Source organism: Aquimarina sp. RZ0, from assembly GCF_008370685.1.
Lineage (GTDB): Bacteria > Bacteroidota > Bacteroidia > Flavobacteriales > Flavobacteriaceae > Aquimarina.
In genome coordinates, this window is the sequence record NZ_VTZU01000075.1 from 1 (window position 1) to 20,354 (window position 20,354).

Annotated in this window: 10 protein-coding genes; 7 read left to right on the top strand and 3 right to left on the bottom strand. The window is 32.2% G+C overall.

The features are described 5' to 3' along the window. The 5 genes from F0000_RS27910 to F0000_RS21935 form a co-directional block, all read left to right on the top strand. Window positions 1–666 (top strand): M12 family metallopeptidase (locus F0000_RS27910; protein ID WP_255452846.1); only part of this gene is annotated, 666 nt, incomplete at its 5' end. A 488-nt stretch (window positions 667–1,154) separates the two neighbouring features. Next, a complete protein-coding gene (locus F0000_RS21920) occupies window positions 1,155–4,442 on the top strand; it encodes a toxin-antitoxin system YwqK family antitoxin (RefSeq protein WP_188112221.1) in 3,288 nt (1,095 codons plus the stop codon). Window positions 4,443–4,453: 11 nt separating this feature from the next. Then, window positions 4,454–6,373: a DUF3857 domain-containing protein gene (locus tag F0000_RS21925; RefSeq protein WP_149626868.1), complete on the top strand. Its 1,920-nt coding sequence runs from the start codon at window positions 4,454–4,456 to the stop codon at window positions 6,371–6,373. A gap of 3 nt (window positions 6,374–6,376) precedes the next feature. Continuing rightward, on the top strand, window positions 6,377–8,362 hold the full coding sequence (locus F0000_RS21930; protein ID WP_255452847.1) for a DUF3857 domain-containing protein: 1,986 nt from the start codon (window positions 6,377–6,379) through the stop codon (window positions 8,360–8,362). Window positions 8,363–8,724: 362 nt separating this feature from the next. Next, entirely contained in the window at window positions 8,725–9,735 is a 1,011-nt protein-coding gene (locus tag F0000_RS21935) for a 3-oxoacyl-ACP synthase III family protein (RefSeq protein WP_149626869.1), read from the top strand. A gap of 1,423 nt (window positions 9,736–11,158) precedes the next feature. On the opposite strand, the gene F0000_RS21940 is transcribed toward F0000_RS21935, so the two are convergent. Further along, complete coding sequence (locus tag F0000_RS21940) at window positions 11,159–13,558, bottom strand: TonB-dependent receptor (protein WP_149626870.1); 2,400 nt, start codon at window positions 13,556–13,558, stop codon at window positions 11,159–11,161. A 430-nt stretch (window positions 13,559–13,988) separates the two neighbouring features. Here F0000_RS21940 and F0000_RS21945 point away from each other — a divergent pair, with 430 nt between their 5' ends. Further along, window positions 13,989–14,351, top strand: a complete 363-nt coding sequence (locus F0000_RS21945) for a CoA-binding protein (RefSeq protein ID WP_149626871.1) — start codon at window positions 13,989–13,991, stop codon at window positions 14,349–14,351. On the opposite strand, the gene F0000_RS21950 is transcribed toward F0000_RS21945, so the two are convergent. Further along, window positions 14,328–15,767 (bottom strand): sodium:solute symporter, encoded by a 1,440-nt coding sequence (locus F0000_RS21950; protein ID WP_149626872.1) that lies wholly within the window; start codon window positions 15,765–15,767, stop codon window positions 14,328–14,330. The genes F0000_RS21945 and F0000_RS21950 overlap by 24 nt on opposite strands. Window positions 15,768–16,125: 358 nt before the next feature. Between F0000_RS21950 and F0000_RS21955 the strand changes: the two genes are divergently transcribed. Beyond that, on the top strand, window positions 16,126–19,410 hold the full coding sequence (locus F0000_RS21955; protein WP_149626873.1) for a DUF5107 domain-containing protein: 3,285 nt from the start codon (window positions 16,126–16,128) through the stop codon (window positions 19,408–19,410). Window positions 19,411–19,656: 246 nt separating this feature from the next. Here F0000_RS21955 and F0000_RS21960 read toward each other — a convergent pair whose 3' ends face one another. Further along, window positions 19,657–20,343 (bottom strand): ABC transporter ATP-binding protein, encoded by a 687-nt coding sequence (locus F0000_RS21960; RefSeq protein WP_149626874.1) that lies wholly within the window; start codon window positions 20,341–20,343, stop codon window positions 19,657–19,659. Between the last annotated feature and the right edge of the window lie 11 nt (window positions 20,344–20,354).

Consider the following 20,354-nt stretch of genomic DNA (forward strand, 5'->3'; position numbering starts at 1 on the left):
GATCGTGATCGATTTGTAAGGGTATTGTTTCAAAATATACAAAACGGAAAAGAGCATAATTTTCAGACCTATGTACAAAGAGGTCGTGATGGTACTGAATATACAAATACCCTGGATTTTGGGAGTATTATGATGTATAGTCCCAAATCTTTTTCTAAAAACGGACAGCCAACAATCACCAAGTTGGATGGGAGTTCTTACCGTACACAACGTAATGGTCTATCGAATGCTGATGTTATAGGGGTAAATAAAATGTATCCTGGTAATAATCCTCCTCCACCTACTTCAGGAAAAACGATCAATCTAAAAGGGAATAACGGTCAGTATGTAAGTAGTGAGAATGGAAATAAACCTATGAATTGTAATCGTTCCAGAATTGGAGCTTGGGAAAAATTCACGGTAATTGATGCCGGTGGAGGAAAAATAGCTTTGAAAGGTAATAACGGTAAATATGTAAGTAGTGAAGGAGGTAATAAACCTATCAATTGTAATAGAAACCGTATAGGATCTTTAGAAAAATTTGAATTAGTAAGCAGAGGTGGTAACAAATATGCTGTTAAGGATAAAAATGGAAAATATATGAGTTCTGAAAACGGAGCAAAAGCAATGACCTGGAATAGAACCAGAATAGGCGCGTGGGAAGAATTTATTATTACAGGATTATAATATAGTTATAAAATAGCTCTGAAAAGCCTGTAAAACTAGCTAGTTTTACAGGCTTTTTTTATCCAGAAAACTTTCAGAAATGTATGAATTCTATTTTATATTGATGTAATGTTATCTTATAACAGCTTATAAAATACTCAAATAAAGAAGAATCATTTTTTGTAAAGAAAAAAAGAAAATTAAGGTATAGCCTTAGCGACAGTTTCTTTTTATTTTGATTGTATCAATGAAAAAGAGGTCATTTCAAAGAGGTCATTCTATATCATAAAAACGCTCTATGGACATAGGGGCAACTCTTTTGTTTTTAGAATACTGAAATGAAAATTATTCTCCAGATATTCTCAAAATTCTTGACTATTAGTCTTTGGTGTTTCATAGTTTTATTTTATGTTTGTGTAGGTTTGAAAAGAATATTGATTTTAAATCAAATGAAAAATCAGTATTTACCAAATAGTTCACGCACTTCGTCGCCTCAAAATTTACCTTATATGAAGAAATTACTTTTGTTAGCTACGCTATTGGCGTCGTCTATTTCTTATACTCAAGAAAAAATAGAATATATTGATTATGAGGAAATATTCGCTAAAATAGCAGATCTTACAGAAAAAGAAGAGTTCTCTGAGATAGTATCACAATTAAATAAGATCAATAAAAATGATTCTATTTATGAGACATCGCTTGTGCTCAAATCATATTACCTGTTGCAAAATGAAGAATATGATGAGGCACTAAAAGTTATAGAAGAAGGAGTTACTAATAAAAATTTTGGTTCCAGATATTCTTTTTTTGTTAATAAAGGCGTGGCTTATCTACGATCAGAAAGGTATCAGCAAGCTATAAATGTATATGACGAAGCCATAAAAGAGTTTCCTAAAAACCATATACTATTTTACAATAGAGGATTGGCATATGAGGGGCTCGAAAAAAATGACAAAGCCGTCCTGGATTATAAACAATCAATTCTTCTGAATCCTTTTTATGCAAAAAGCCATTTGCAATTAGGGAAAATATGCTATCGAGAACACAAAATTAGCCAGGCCTTGATGGCTATTAATATGTATTTATTGCTAGATCCTGATGGCGAAAATTCTTTAAGCATATTGAGCTCTATTAATAACTCGGTATCAAAAAAAAATGAATCTACTCCACTGGGAATTACAATATCAAAAGACGATGAATCATTTGAAGATATAGACCTTATAATAAGTAATGGCATTGCATTGAACAATAAATATGAAATCAAGAATAAAATTAAAATACCATTAACAAAGCAAAATCATGCACTTCTCGAACAATTAAAAGATTTTGAAGGTTCTGGAGGGTTTTGGGATCAAAAATATGTTCCTTTTTATCAGTGGATATTCAATAATGAATATTTTGATGATTTTACATACACTATTTCTTATACCATACAAAACAAAAATTTTAAAAAAATTATAGAAAAAAACACATCAAAAATAACAGCTTTTATAGATCTGTTTTATGCAAAATGGATGGAGATTATAGATGAAAATGAACAAATCTATCAAGGAGAAAAACAAGTGGTAACTCATTTTTTTAGCGACTATACGCTTCAAGCTGTGGGAGTAACAAAAGACGATAAAATGGTAGGTACCTGGGAAACTTATAATGAACAGGGAAGAATAAACGGTAAAGGCAAGTTTAATAAAAAAGGCGACAAGACAGGTGTATGGGTCTGGTATGATGATCATGGCAACGTTTCAGAAAAAGAAACCTATAAAGATGGGAAGCTTAATGGGGAATACACGTCCTTTTATAAGAGTGGTGTTGTTAAAACAACATTGAATTACAAGGACGGAAAACCAGAAGGTGTATACAACGAATTTAATAAAAAAAGCGCGCTCATAGAAAAAAAGGTATTTGCGAATAATAAATTACAAGGAGAATATCAGTCATATCATGGATTAGGAGTGTCAGCAAAAGACTATACAGCATCATATACAGACGCTAAACTAGTTGGTTTATTGACAAGACATTATGCAAATGGTAAATTATTTTATGAAGTAGTATATAAGGATGGTGTAATTACAGGAATAGAAAATTCTTATTATATAAATGATCAATTAAAATCAGCACATACGTATGCTAATGGGATACTCAATGGACCTTATAAAAAATATTATTCTAATGGAAATCTTTGGGAAGAAGGAATTACGTTGAATGGTGATTATCACGGAAACTGGAAAATCTATTACCCAGACGGAGTTATAAAAAAAGAAATGATATATGAAAAAGGAAAATTAAACGGCGTATATAAAGAGTTTGATACAGATGGCAAGTTACATGAAGAGTTTTTATATAGGAAAAATGAAATTCTGGCATACACATATTATAATAAAGCAGGAGAAGTTATAAAAGAAGCTAAAAAAAAGAAAGGAGCATTTTACTATCAGGGATATTCTGCACTTGGTGTCATAACAGCAGAAGGATTATATGATGTAAAGGGAGGAAAAAAAGGAACCTGGAAATACTATGATGATGGAGTATTAATCAATACAGGAACATATATAGACGATAAATTAGAAGGGAACTATTATGGTTTTTATAAAACAGGAGAAAAAGAATCTGTTACAGAATATAAAAATGATACGATCACAGGTTTTTATGAAGGTTATTATAAGAATGGTAACATGTCTCAACAAGGCTGGTATAAGGAAGGAAAAGCACACGGGCTATGGATTAATTACTATAGTGATGGCAGTGTAAAAGAAAAAAACTTCTATCATCATGGAGCACAACATGGCGTGCAGGAAACGTATAGTGTAGAAGGAAAATTATATCAAACTATTTTGTATAACTTAGGAGATATAGTTTCTGGAAAATATTTTAATCCAGATGGTAGTATTCAGGAAGAAATACAATATGACAGAGTAGAGGAATCTTATGTGATAACATATAATCATCTCAATGATAAATTACATTCTGAGACCAGTTTTGTATATGGTGTAAAACATGGGGATTATAAACGATATTATGAGAACGGAAATAAAGCGGCAGAAGGATCTTATTTTAATAATCAACAACATGGTATTTGGACCTGGTATTATGAAAATGGTCAGATAAGCCATCAGGGAGAATATAGCTATGGAGAACTCCATGGAGATTATAATCAATATTATAAAAACGGACAGCTAGATAATAAAAGTATATATCAACATGGTAAACTAGAAGGGATTTATGAGGGATACAGTGAAGATGGAGTACTTATTAGAACCACACAATATAAAAATGGAAACAGGCAAGGGGAGAGAACGTTTTATAGTCCAGACGGCAAACTACAAATAGTCAGGTATTATCATAATGATAAAATGATAGGATATAGCTATCACGACGAGCATAAACAGTTAAAACCTATGATTCCTATAAAGAATCAGACAGCTAAGATTAAAGCTTATTTTGATAATGGTATAGTCTCTGTTACCATGGAAGTGAAAAATGGAAATTTTATCAATGCATATAAAACTTACTATTATTCTGGTCAGATAAGTAGAGATATACACTATAAAGATGGGGATTATCATGGGAGCACAATTTATTACAATGCAGATGGAAAAATTAAGAAGGAGATACAGTACAAACATGATCAATTAAACGGAGTATATAAAAAATATTATACTAATGGCAATCTGCAACAGGAGGTTAATTATAAGAATGATATGCGAAGTGGAGAAGCTAAGTATTACAATATAGAGGGGGAGCTTATAAAAACAAGATTATATTATAATGATATGGTAGCAGAGGAGAAAATATATTAAAAAGAAGGAATATGAGATTATATGTAGGATTATTATTTCTGATTTCGTTTCAGATGATAGCTCAGAAATCAAAGATATATGAACAATACAGAACAAAATATCCAGATGCTCATTATGTTAGATTGCAAAAAGAGAAGAAAATAGATATTAAGCTTAAAGAGGATCAAATCCTAATCACTCAAGAGATATTAGAAGAAGATTTATACCTGGATGCGGCGGCTAATTATGGGTCTAAGCGATCCATTAACTATTCATCTTTTTATCAAATACAATCTGTAGAAGCTACGTCATTGCTCTATGAAAATGGTAAGTATAAAGAAATCGAAGTAAAAGATTTTGTAGAAAAAGATGAACTTACAGGCTCTTTCTATGATGATGCCAGGTCTATTAATTTTATTTATCCAGGATTACAAACAGGGTCAAAATCAAAATTAAGATACACTGAAAAAATTAAAAACCCCAGGTTTCTGAATTCATTTTATTTCGGATCCTTTTATCCTATTGTAAAAAATAAAATAACCATTAGTGTAGATAAGAATATTTCGCTTCAGTTTAAAGAGTTTAATATAGATAACGTAGATATCAAGTTTTCAAAAGAAGAGAAAAGAGGAAAATGGATTTATACCTGGGAAGCCAGAGATGTTGATGAATATGACTTAGATGAAAATGCTCCTAATTTCAGGAATACTTTTCCACATATAATACCGATCATAACAGAGTATAAGTCAGCAGGAAAAACAGTAAAATTATCAAAAGATGTAGGTGATTTGTATAATTGGTATTATTCTCTGGTCAAAGATATTAATACAGAAGAAACAAGTCCTGAATTGGTAAAAATAGTACAAGAATTAACGAAGAATAAGGAAAGTAGTTTTGACAAAGTAAAAGCAATCTATTATTGGGTACAGGAGAATATCAAATACATAGCTTTTGAGTATGCCTTGGGAGGTTTTATCCCCAGAGAGGCGAATGATGTATACACTAAAAAATATGGGGATTGTAAGGATAATTCAAGCATTCTTTACGAGATGCTTGAGATTGCTAATCTAAAAGGAAATCTTACCTGGATCGGGACGCGCAGTATCCCTTATAAATATGAAGAAGTACCTACACCTGTAGTGGATAATCATATGATATTGTCATACACAGAAAATGATAAAACATACTACCTGGATGCAACGGGTAGGTACATCCCGATAGATATGCCTACCTCCTTTATACAGGGAAAAGAAGCATTAGTCTCTCTAACTGATAAGGAGTTTGTGATTAAAAAAGTTCCTGTTATTGATTCTAAAAGGAATATGGTTTCTGATTCTACCTATATAACCATACATGATAAAACGATAAAAGGTACAGGGAGATCAGAATTTTCTGGGTATCCAAAAATTGATTTCTATACCTTATTAGAAACCGGAAATACCGAAACTAAGGTGAAAGAAATATATAATCGTGTGTTAAGAAAGGGTAATAACAGGTTTTTGATCGATGAAACTATTGAAACCAATGCATATGATTATGATAAAAACTTCATAGTTGATTATACTTTTAATATAAAAGAGTATATAAAGAAATATGATGATGAGACATATATCAATCTTAATTTGAACCGCGAATTGAATGATATTAAATCAAAAGACAACCGAAAAAATGATAAAGAATATCGATATAAACGGTATGCAAAGAATATCAATGTATTAGAAGTACCAGATACGATGGAAGTTACCTATGTTCCTGAGAGTTTTAATATTGCTAATGACTTTTTTACTTGTACAATAGAATATGCTCAGAAAGATGATAAGGTGATATGCGAACAACGAGTTGATCTTGATTTTATAAAACTCACTGTGGATCAACAAAAAGAGTTAAATAAGATGATAAAAAAAGTAGAAAAGAATTTTAAAGAAATTGTAATCCTAAAAGAAAAAAAGTAATCAATGCAGTTACATAAAATAGTGATATATATATTTATGGGGATATTCTTTGCGAATATTTTTGCTCAGACCAAGCCTGTTTATGAGAAGTACGATTGGGAGAAAGAATCAGTCGCGGATATTGATGTAACCGATTTTCAGACAAAAGATATAGTCGCTTTTAAAGATAAAAGAATACACGAATTTTGTTTTTTGGATAAAGAAGGGAAACTTATAGAATATGCTTTAGAACATAAGATTTTATGGCTAAACTCTAATGATAGAATAGAAGAATATAATAAAGTTTACCTACCGTACTCTGCATCATCAGAAATAGTCAGGAATAAGGCTAGAGTGATTACCAAAGATGGAAAAGTAATTGAGCTGGATCAGTCCAAGGTACTAACAGCCAAAGATGATGAGACCCAGAGAACTTACAAATATTATGCACTGGAAGGAGTAGAAAAAGGTAGTTTTATAGAATACTTTTATGTAGTAAAAAAATATCCATCCTATACAGGTCACAGGGTAACATTGCAAACAGATTATGACAAGAAAAATGTAGAATTTGACCTATATGCTCCAACAAATCTTATTTTTCAAACAAAAACATATAACGGACTTCCGGAAATAATAAAAGATACACTTATAAAAGACAGGAATCATTGGCAACTATATCTGGATACACTCAGTGGGGTACAACAAGAGGAACAGGCACCATATAATGCAATGACAAAATTTTTGATTTATAAATTAAAAAAAAACCTTGCGAACCCAGCAAAAGAACTTGTATCATATAGTATAGCTTCTCAAAACATATATAATGTTATTTATCCGGAAATTGATAAGAAAACACATGCAAAGGTCAAAAAATTTATAGAGTCTATCCCTGATATAAAAGATAAAGATCTTGTAAAAAGTATAAGAACTATTGAGAATTTTGTAAAATCCAATATGTTTGTCACAGATGTGAGTAGAGAAGACTTAAGTACGATTGCTACTATTCTTGATAATAAGGTAGCCAATGAGCAAGGAGTCATAAAACTATATGCAGCTATATTTAATGAGTTAGATATCAAACATCAAATCGTATTAACAAGTAATCGGGATGTTTTAAAATTTGATAAGAATTTTGAGGCTTTTAATTTTCTTCAGGAGTATTTGATTTATTTTCCAAAATTAAAATTATATATGTCTCCATCAAAAAGAGAGTCCAGAGTAGGTTTTCCTCCCGGAAATTTAACAGACAACTACGGACTGTTTATAAAAAAAGTTAGCTTAGGAGGTTTTACGTCTGGAGTAGGGAGTGTAAAATACATAAAACCGGTTAACTATGATAAAACCAGATATGATTTGGTCATGAATGTATCATTTGATACGGATGATATGACAACTACCAATCTCACAATGGATAGAGCTATGAGTGGATATTATGCAATCTATATTCAGCCTTTTATGGATGTAATAAAAAAGGACGATAAGGATGAGATGCTAGATGGAATCATAAAATCTATAAGTGAAAATGTAGAGATTACTAATAAGAAGGTTTATAATGATAACCCAGAAGCTTTTGGCAGCAAACCTTTAAGGATAGTCGCTGATTTAGTATCTGATGCTTTTGTAGAAAAGGCAGGTAGAAAATACTTATTTAAAGTGGGTGAATTAATCGGACCTCAGCAAGAAATGTATCAGGAAAAAGAGAGAAAACTTCCTGTAGAAAATGAATTTGAACGTAGTTATAGTAGAAAGATTATTATAGAAATCCCCAAAGGGTATCAAGTTCTTAATCCAGATGATATTAATATAACAAAGTCCTATAGTAAAGATGATGAAGAGTTATTTATGTTTAATTCATCATACGAATTAAAAGGTAATCAACTTACGATTTCTATAACAGAGCGTTATAACCAAAATATTATTAACATAGATATGTACGAAGCGTATAGAAGTATTATTAATAGTGCCGCTAATTTTAATAAAGTTACTTTGGTATTGGATCAGGTAAAATAATATACTCTTGGTCTGAGTTTTCTATGATTAATGTAGAAGATAAAAACCCGAAAAGATAATGCTTTAACGAAAGGAAAGCATATCGAGAATATGTTTTTAGACCCAGAACGTTTTTTTTGACATAAAATTCTTGTCAAAATTTCACTCAAACTAGCGCGCTTGGGATTAGCTAAATGACTTATAAATCTTGTCATAAGAATCGTATATGTTATAATTATTCGATACATTTTACTATGCATGCATATAATAAGATTGAAGTTTCTTTCAACAAAAACTAGAGAATACATATCTTGACATTTATTTATAATAATTAGGTAATTAAGTACAATTACACACACAATACACACTCAATATTATAGCATATGTATACTTCAAGAATATCAGGGTTAGGTAGTTATGTGCCTGAAAATGTCGTGACCAATGATGATCTTTCTAAAATTATCGATACTAACGATGCCTGGATTCAGGAACGTACAGGTATAAAAGAAAGGCGTCATATTAAAAAAGGAGATGGCAATAGTACTTCTGTGATGGGGGTAAAAGCAGCCAAAATTGCAATAGAGAGAGCTAATCTAACGAATGATGATATTGATTTGATCATTTTTGCAACACTAAGTCCTGATTTGTATTTTCCAGGAGGAGGCGTTAGAGTTCAGGATATGATGGGGATGAAAACGATTCCTGCCTTGGATGTACGCAATCAATGTAGCGGGTTTGTATATGCATTATCTGTAGGAGATCAGTTTATTAAAACAGGGATGTATAAAAATATCTTGATTATAGGAAGTGAGCATCATAGTGGAGGTTTAGATATGACTACCCGTGGCAGGGCAGTTTCAGTAATTTTTGGAGACGGAGCAGGAGCAGCAGTATTATCCAGAAATGAAAAAGAAGATAATAGCGGTATATTATCCACACATTTACATAGCGAAGGAGCGCATGCAAAAGAATTATTCTTGGAAGCTCCTAGCATGGATCTTTGGGTTCCGGAAATTATTGAAAAAAATGATCAGGAGGATATACCATATTATCCATATATGAATGGTCAATTTGTTTTCAAAAATGCTGTGGTACGTTTTTCTGAGGTTATTAATGAAGGGTTACAGGCAAATAATCTTTCTGCGGGGAATATAGACATGTTAATTCCGCATCAGGCAAATCTTAGAATATCTCAATTTGTACAGAAACAATTTAAACTAGCGGATGATCGGGTATATAATAATATTCAACAGTATGGTAATACTACGGCAGCATCAATTCCTATAGCACTTACAGAGGCTTGGGAAGAAGGAAAGATTAAGGATGGAGATATCGTAGTCTTAGCAGCCTTTGGTAGTGGCTTTACCTGGGGGAGTGCTATTATTAGATGGTAGACAGATGCCTATTCTATTAAATCATAAAATAGTCTGATATTTTTGAATTCAAAATCGATTAATTATAACAAAGAGATTTTGAGAAATTATGGACGAATAGACTGAAGTTTATGGATATTCCTATGGAGTAGTGTAACTCTTAATACTGTTTGTACTTTATTTTTTCGCTATAGCAAGTGTGATTATCAAAAACATCAATAAATCATAATGATAATGTACAAGTGTAGGGATTATCATATTTTTGAAATTTGAATAATTAAATAAAAAAATAATAGTATTCCCATCTATATTTTGGTAGTTGCCTTGTCGTTGTATTTTTGTGTTGTGCAATATTTCTCATATAAGAATCCGATTAATTCCTCGAGCTAATGAGGTAAAAAAGAGGTTAAAATAATAAAAATTGAATTAGTTGATTATGAGTAAATTAATTTAAAATTAGGTGAGATGCGAATGAACAAACTGCTAGTGTCAAATATTCTGATTTTATTACTTATTTCTTGTATCAATAAGGAAAAAAGTGAAGCAGAAAATTATATAGAAAATAGACCTTCCTTTTTCGATTTAAAGAATTCACATTGAACAAAGAACTCATGGATTCGAAAACCAAAAAATCTAAAAATGGTTCTTGAGTCTTTTAAAAAGTTTGGATATGAAAAACTTGAGGAATTGATTTCAAAAAGAAACAAAGCCTTTAGTATTCAAGAAATTTATATCATACGATTTATAACTAAAAATTTCGCATATTCATCGTTTCTTTTTCCTTTCTACTTCGTTTAAAAAATAAACCGTAGCTATAGCTATGCTTGATTTTTTTGCCTTGCATAAAGAAAAAATAATTCAATGAATTTATACGAATTTTTTAATCACAAATCGTATCAGACGGAATTTTAAGGAAATTGTGGATAGTTTGCTACTTTCTTACAAAAACCCTGAAATACAAACCAAGTTTTTTAAAGAAATATGGACTTCATCAATCTACTTATAACCTACTATATGAAAGAGTAGAATACTCTGAATTGGATTTAGACCGTGAAAAGTTAAAAATGGAATTGAAAAAAAACAACAGAATTTAGTTATCCTTGGTTAATTGATACGGATAAATAAGGGCGTTGTACGACAAAACATACAAATAATAACGGTTGAAAACCACGACTCAAGATGAGTTCATAAAATAAAATCGCAAAACTGATCAGGCTTCGCGATTTTTTGTTTACCTAAAAGGTTATTTTTCTTTAAAGGCTAATTCAAATAAATTATAACCATAATGGTACTCTTATTATAAGAGACGTAACAATTCAGAAAGTGTTACAAAAAGATGTCATTTTTTACAATTATTTAACTTTAAATGTGATTTACTTGCTGAAATGTAAATTTAACAATAAATATGACGATATTTTATAATATTAACATTTTTCTGGTGAATCTAAAGAATTCCGCCTCCAGATTTTTCATTTTTATCTCTTCGTTTTCTGGATACTTTTCTGTTTTTCCCGCTTCCAAAGCGGTAAGATAACCCTAGAAATATAGTTTGCGTTTCTCCTTGAAATTGGCCATTTTGGGGATAGGGCTCATCCCCAGAGAATCTAAAGCGCATGGTATTAAAAATATCATTAAAATTAATACTGGCAGTTCCTTTTCCGTCTAAGAAATTATACCGGGCTCCCGTATTTACAAAATAAAAAGGTTTTGATTTAAACTGGATACCTTCTTGTTCACCTCTGTATAATCCAAATAGCTGAAACGTCAAGTTTTTTGTAGCTTTAAAATTATTATTAATTCTAAAATTATAAATGAAGGCATCTACCTCTTTATCCACTAAAACTCCAACTTCCTGGTTATTTACAATCTCAATGTCTTCAATAATACCTTGTTGAGTCTGACCATAGAGGTCAAAACTGGCATTAAAATTCCACCATTTTGTAGGTTTATAGTTACTCGAAATTTCTATACCATAAGCGGTATTATTATCAAAATTCTCAAAAGTCAAAATCTGTCCGTCTTCTCTGGTTGGGTCTTGAAGAAGTGTTTGGTTAATTTCATCATTAATGATTCTATAAAATACGCCTCCGGTAACAGATCCTCCTTTTATTCTTCGGATATAATTAAACTCGATAGAGTTCGTAAATTGCGGATCCAGCATTGGATTGCCTACAGAGGTGATTCTAGGTGTGCTGAATTCGCGTATTGGGTTTACCTGATTAAGTCCGGGTCTATCAACTCGGCGGCTATAACTTAATTGATACGTATCTTTCTCTCCTGGGGTATATGTTAAAAAACCAGAGGGATAGACTGTAAATATATCATCGTCAAATACATTTTGACCATCGAGAATTGCTTCTACTTGATAACTTTCTACTCGTGCTCCTACCTGATAAGACCATTTTTTATAGTTTTTTCCATACGTTGCATAAAAAGAATGGATGTCCCTGTCATATACATATGTAGAATTAGGAAATAATGTTGATTGATAATCATTATCGGTTCTTCTTAATCGTGTTTCATATCCCAATTCTAATTTCGTTTTTTCGGATAAAGGATTTACATAATCTAGATTGATAGTTGTATTTTTTCTCTCATTATTAATAAGGTCGTTATAATCGGTAAAGAAAACATCCTCACCAATAAACCTAAAATCATCATCATTGTCACTTTCAAAAACATTGTAATCTATTTCTAATTCAATATTGTGACCATCTTTTTTAAAGTCATGCTTATAATCAAAATTATAGGTTGATCCTAGGTTATCACTATCACTAATCAGATCCTGTATTAAATCATTTTGGTTATCCTGTATAATTTCTGTTGTTCCGGATGTCAGACCATCAAATAAATTTTGATTAGTGTAAACAGAAACTGTATTTTTATCATTCACGTAGTAATCAAAACCTATTTTAAAAAGATGTGACTTATTATTATCTAAAAAGCTAAAGTTTTGTCTTAGATTTTCATCTTCTCGTTGTACAAATCCACCATTTAGATTTTTGGTAATATTAGAGCCATAGTTACCATATATATTTACTTTTCCGGCTCTGTAATTAAGGTCGATAGAACTGTTAAATCTCGCATTTTTATCAAAATTTAACCCTAAGTTGATGTTTCCATTAAATCCAATATTACTGTTTTTATGTAGCACAATATTGATAATACCACTTAGGCCTTCTGGATTGTACTTGGCTGATGGATTTGTAATTAATTCTATTTTCTTTATAGAAGTAGAAGGGATTTGTTTGAGTAATTGAGTGGGAGAAATATTAGTTGGTTTGCCATCAACCAGGATTCGTACATTTTGATTTCCGCGTAATGCGATATTACCATCCTGATCGACATTAACGGATGGGATATTATTCATGATTTCTGCAGCACTACCTCCGGTTGTAGTTAAATCTTTACCAACATTAATAACTTTGCGGTCGATTTTTTGTTCAATGGTCGTTCTTTCTGCAACGATAGTCACATCATCCAGAGATTCCACATTTTCTTCAAGTGTAATAATGCCTACGTCAATATCTTTATTTTTTCTTGAAACTTCTATAGACTGACTGTAACTGGTATAGCCAATAAACTGTACCTTTAAGATATAAGTGCCATTAGCTATATCTTTTATTAAAAAAATTCCATCATCTGTAGTAATGCCTCCACTGATTACTTTTCCTGCTCCGTCATTGATAATAATAGTAGCATAAGGGATCGGTTGTTTAAGGTTTTTATCGATTACTTTTCCTGTAACGGTTCCAACGGCTATATCATTATTAGGTTGGGCAGTTGCTAATACACACCATAGTGATAAGAAAAGTAAAATTACTTTTTGATTGATTATTTTCATCTGAACGCTTATTTGATTGATTAGTATGTTAAAAAATGTACTTTGTATTACCTAATACAAAGTGCTACTGTTTATATTTTATATAGGGTGATTAATCCTATGTCTGTATATGACGAGTATAGTTAATTACTGTTACAGCCTATTTTAATTTTAACAATATTTTATAAAAACAAAAACCGCTCCTGAATGGGAGCGGTTTTCTATAATAATCAAATAGTAACACTAACCATCAACTATGAATAAAATTTGATTATTAAGTAACTAACTAACTAAATTTATGAAAAATCATATTTCTTATACATAAGACGCGCAAGACAAGTTATGTGTTACATTTTACTTTTATTTTTAACATTTTAGCGTTTATTTTTAACGTTTGATAGATGAAATCACTATGAATATGTCATATTTTGCTAAACAAATATTACAATGTATGCGTAAAAAAACTTTAGTAGTAGGGGCATCATTAAAACCAACAAGATATTCTTATCTTGCTATGAATCGACTTAAGGAGTATGCTCACGATGTCGTCGCTATTGGACTAAGGCAAGGAGAAGTTTCAGGAATTAAAATAGAAACTGAATTGATTAATTTTAAAGAGGTAGATACAGTAACACTATATCTAAACCCCATCAGACAAAAGACATATTATGAGTATATAGTAGGTCTCAACCCTAAAAGAGTCATTTTTAATCCCGGAACAGAAAACCCTGAATTTTATAAGATACTTAAAAAGGCAGCTATAGAAGCAGAAGTGGCCTGTACCTTGGTATTACTTTCTACGAATCAGTATTAGCCCCAGAAAGGTTAGAAAACCATTTAGAATAAGAATAAAAAAACCAAACTCAAAACCAAACCAATTCACACTATTATCACTAATGAAGTAGGATAGAATTGGAGCTAGTAAGGCTACATATGGAATAAATTTATCTTTTACCTTAAGTTTAGTGAACAACCCAAAGGCATAAAGACCGAGCAATGGACCATATGTATATCCCGCAAAAACGAATAATTTTGTGATGACACTAGCATCTCTGATGACATATTTAAAGATGATGATAACAAATACTAAAACGACTGAGAATAGAACATGTATTTTCTTTCTGGTTTTGACCTGATCCTTTTTGTTATATTTTTTTTCAAGATCTAAAATATCAATACTAAAAGATGTGGTAAGCGAAGTCAATGCACTATCGGCACTACTGTAGGCCGCTGCAATGAGACCTAAAACAAAGAAGACAGCAATTCCTGTTCCTAATCCACTTTGTGTCGCAATTATAGGGAATAGTTGGTCTTTATGGGCATCAATTCCTTTGATGGAGGCATATTGAGTCAGTAACATACCTAATCCAAGAAATATAAAATTAACAATCGTCAATACCACAGTAAACCACAACATATTTTTTTGCGCATCCTTGAGACTGCGACAGGTTAGGTTTTTCTGCATCATATCCTGGTCTAATCCTGTCATTACGATAGCAATAAAAGCACCCGATATAAATTGTTTCCAGAAGTAGTTAGCACTTTTGAAATCGTCGAAGAAGAATATCTGAGACAACTCACTCTCCATCACATAGCCAAATAACCCAGCTCCAGAAACCCCTAGACCATCAGAAATATAATAGATTGCTACTCCAAGAGCAATTAACATAAATAATGTTTGTAACGTATCTGTCCAGACGATAGTTTTTATACCCGATTTAAAAGTATATAACCATATAAGTAAAATGGTTACAATGACGGTTACCCAAAAAGGAATTCCTATGGCGTCAAACAAGATTGTTTGTAACACATTAGCGACTAGAAACAACCTGAAACTGGCACCTGTTATTCTAGAAATTAAAAAAAATGAAGCTCCGGTTTTGTATGCGTGATTCCCAAAACGTTCATCCAGATATGTATAGATTGATGTAAGATTTAATTTATAATACAAAGGCAATAATACTGTTCCTATCACAAAATACCCTATAATATACCCCAGAACTACCTGGAAATACCCAAAACCGATCTTTTCTACTGCACCAGGAACCGAAATGAAGGTAACCCCACTCAAAGAAGCGCCAATCATACCAAATGCTACTATGTACCAGGGTGATTGCCTGTTAGCTTTAAAAAAAGAGTCGTTATCAGCATTTTTCCCCGTGAAATAAGAGATTAATAATAACACTCCAAAATAACTTGCAATCAAGAGTAGAATATGTATGGGTTGCATATATAGAAAGAATTATAAAATACCAAAATACGAATTAAACCTGATTATAAAATGAGACTTTTGGGATACTAAGCAAAAAGAAGAGATTTGGTGACATGATTTTTGGTTAATAGAAATATAAAGAACGCTATCTAATTTATAAAATAAGGTATATTCGTGTATCTAATACGATTTGTGATTAAAAAATTCGTATAAATTCATTGAATTATTTTTTCTTTATGCAAGGCAAAAAAATCAAGCATAGCTATAGCTACGGTTTATTTTTTAAACGAAGTAGAAAGGAAAAAGAAACGATGAATATGCGAAATTTTTAGTTATAAATCGTATTATACAAGGCTTGTTTATCTCTATCCAAATTATGAAACATATTATATTATCTTTATTATTAGTGCCGATATATACATTTTGTCAGGTAAGCGTATCAGAAGGCATAGAAGTCATACCGACGTATCAAATCAATAAAAAAGAAACCAGCCCTATTTTTTATACAGGTAGAAGTGTTCAGGGAGCTCAAGGCAAAATATATCCATATCCTTCACAATCCAGTTTAGGAGACTCATTGGTAGATGTTAGTTATCATATGATTTATCTTGAAAATAAATATGTAAAAATAAAAATAGTACCTGAGTTTGGAGGAAGGTTGTTTTCTGCAATAGATAAGACCAATGATCATGAATTATTTCATACCAATAGTGTTATAAAACCAGATCTTATAGGTACTCTAGGTGCTTGGATTTCTGGTGGGATAGAATGGTGTTTCCCACATCATCACAGAACGACAACAATGCTCCCGAGCGACTATATGATAGTAACTAATGATGATGGCAGCATTACTGTATGGATTGGGGAAACCGAAAAAACAATGAGGTTGAGAGGTATTGTTGGGATTACCCTGCGTCCCGGATGTTCGTATATAGAAACTGATTATCGTATTAATAATACAAACAGGCTAACAAAAACCTTTCTTTTTTGGGCTAATGTAGCGATAACTGCAACTAAAGATTTTAGAACATTCTGGCCTCCGAGTCAGGAGATAGGAGTATTTCACAATAATTCGAGTTTTACAAGATGGCCGATATCAAATCAGAAATACCATCGCACAGATTATAGCAAAGGTGTGGATCTTACCTGGTGGAAAAATCACCCCAATCCAAGTTCTTTCTTTTTCTGGAATGGCAAAGAAGGATTTATCGGAGGGTATGATTATGGTGAGAAAGCAGGGACAGTACATGTGGGAGATCCTTATGTGAATAAAACATCGAAGCTATGGCAGTTTGGTCCCGGACTAGAGGGGCAAAATGCCAGAAGAAAACTTTCTGATGATAATAAGGCATATGTAGAACTTATGACAGGAACATTTTCTAATAACCAACCAGATTATAGCTGGATTGCACCACATTCTGTGAAAAACACTAAAAATTACTGGTATCCACTGCGCGATATCGAAATTTCTAAAAACTCAACTATTGATGCTTCTGTAACCCTTCAGTTAAAAGATCCAAAAACAATTTTCTACGGCTTTAATACAACCAAAGCGTTTAAAAATGCTCGAATAGTTTTGCAATACAATGAGGATACATTGGTGAATAAAACTATTGATATAGATCCTTCTGTTCCTTTTACGGCTACCTACAAAGTGTCTGAAAAAATTGATGAATATAAATTACATATTGAATTACAGGATAATACTGGTAATCAACTGGTTTCCTATACACCTTATGCACCCAGATTTCCAGAATTACCCAAGAAGCATAAGAGACCTAAAAAAGCAAAGGATATAGAATCCGTTGAAGATTTGTATCTAACCGGAAGACTTGCCGAACAATCTTTTAGTCCCTGGTTTGATCCCGAAGATTACTATCTGGGAGGATTGAGAAAATCCCCGGATGATTATAGAATCAATATAGCTATGGGAATACGAAGACTGCAGCAGTATCAATATAAAGAAGCATTAGAATATCTTCAAAAAGCGGCAGATAAACTAAGAATAGCATATTTTCAACCCAAAGAAGGCGAACTTTATTATTATATGGCAATTGCTCAAAAAGAACTCGGTAAAACAAAAGAAGCATATCGCAATTTTTATCAAGCTACCTGGCATTACGAGTGGTATTCTTCTGGATATTATCAATTAGCACTGATAGAGAGTAATCAAGGAAATTTTACAAAAGCCTTAGCGCATATTCGTAATGCATATACTACCAATATTAATGATGGAAGGATCATAGTACTCTACAGTGCATTGCTTCGTAAAACGGGAGCAACAGATGAAGCTCTTGAATTAATTAATAAGCAGATAGATTATGATCCGCTAAACTTTTCGGCGTATTATGAGAAAAGTTTACTACAAGACAGTAATGTAGTATTAAAAGAAATGCATAAGAATATGCAAGATGTAGCTAACAATTACCTGGAAATTGCTACAAATTATATGAATGCCGGTTTGTATGATGATGGGATTCGACTTTTATCATCGCTAGAACGACCGGAAGATCCGTTAATACATTATTACCTGACTTGGTTTTATTCTCAAAATAACCAACCGAAAGAAGCCAGAAATGCACTTGAATTGGCTAAAGAGAGTTCAATAGAATATTGTTTCCCGTACAGGCATGAGACAGAAACAATTCTCAAAACGGCTATCAAAATGGATCCGGAAAATGCTTCAGTATATTATTTATTAGGAAACTTATTATACGATCATCGACCAGAAGAAGCAATTACCGCCTGGAAAAAAGCAAGTAAGATTCCCAATGAGATTCCTATGATTTGGCGCAATCTGGCTTTTGCATCTTTTCATCACACATCAGACCCCAATATGGCAATCGGCTACATGAATACAGCAATAGAAAAAGAAAATAAGATTCCATATTGGTTTTCAGAATTGTCAACATACTACGATACTGCTACCATAGACTTTAAGGAGTGTCTTGATATTTTTGAAAAACATATAGAAACCGTTAAAAAAGATAATTCCGCAGCTAAATCTTTGGTCAGGTTATATAATCTAAAAGGAGAATACGATAAGGCAATTCAGTTGCTTAAAAATCAGCATTTCAGAACTTGGGAAGGAGGAAGAGGTATCTATTATGATTATGTAGACGCGCATGCCTTAAAAGCAATTACACTGATCAGTACGAATGAACATAAGAAAGCAATTACCGAATTAGAAACCGCTTTGATCTATCCCGAAAATCTGGAGGTAGGAAAATCTTATACTGATGAAAAAAATGCACTTGTTTATTATTATATGGGATTGGCTTATGATAAATTAGAAAACCATCAAAAAGCAAAAGAGTGCTATGAGAAAAGTACCAAATCCAAAAATGCAAGAGGTCAGTATGATTTGCTTTATTTTCAGTCAAAATCCTATGAAAAACTCAACGATACTAAAAAGGCAAAAGAACTTTTTAATGATTTGATAACAAAAGGGATAGAAATAATTGATAGAGGAGCTAATGCCGTTGGAATAGGAGTAGAAGATAAATCTTCAAGAAGGAATAAACGTTATTTTATGGCACATTATATACAAGCATTGGGACAAAAGGGATTACAAAATGAAGAAAAAGCCCAATCCTTGTTTAATGCTGCAATCAAAGCGTATAAAAACAATGTATGGATAAAAATCCTAAGAAGTCAATAATGCAGAATTAACTAATATACCTGGTTTAATTATAAAATATTATACGAAAACTGATGTTATTTTAAAGGCTAAAAACACGATGATTAGATTATATAGTTATAGTTACGGAATTTATGAACTAGGTATGAAGACTTTAAAAGAACGAGACCGACGCGTGACATTAATAGTTGAATTGGTATTAGCATGGATTACCTTATTATTTCAGTAATAATATAGACATAAGTAATGAGGAAGTAAGGGTATCGCTTACTGATTTCTCACATCACTTTCAATCATACCATCACGCAATCGTATAACCCGATGTGCATGAGCCGCTACTTCTTCTTCGTGAGTTACCAGTATGACAGTATTTCCAGCAGCGTGGATATCATCAAAAAGTTGCATGATCTCCAGAGAAGTCTTAGAATCCAGATTTCCTGTTGGCTCATCCGCCAGTATGATCGATGGTTTATTTACTAATGCGCGACCTACAGCAACACGTTGTCGCTGACCTCCAGAAAGTTGGTTAGGTTTATGATCCATACGATCTGCTAGCCCTACATCTGCCAAAACCTCTTCTGCTCTGGCACTTCTTGCTTTTTTAGAAGCGCCCGCATATACCATTGGCAGCGCTACATTATCTAATGCAGTGGTTCTGGGCAATAAATTAAAAGTCTGAAAAACAAAACCGATCTCCTTGTTTCTTATATCTGCCAATTCATCATCTGTCATTTTGCTCACATCATTTCCGTTAAGATTATAAGTGCCATCAGTCGGTGTATCTAAGCAGCCTAATAGATTCATTAATGTGGATTTGCCTGACCCAGAGGGTCCCATAATAGCTAAGTATTCCCCACGTTTAATATCTAAATCAATACCCTTTAAAACATAAACAGTTTCCTGACCCAGTTGAAAATTCCTGATAATACCTCTGATTTCTATAACGTTTCCCATATGATCAGTTT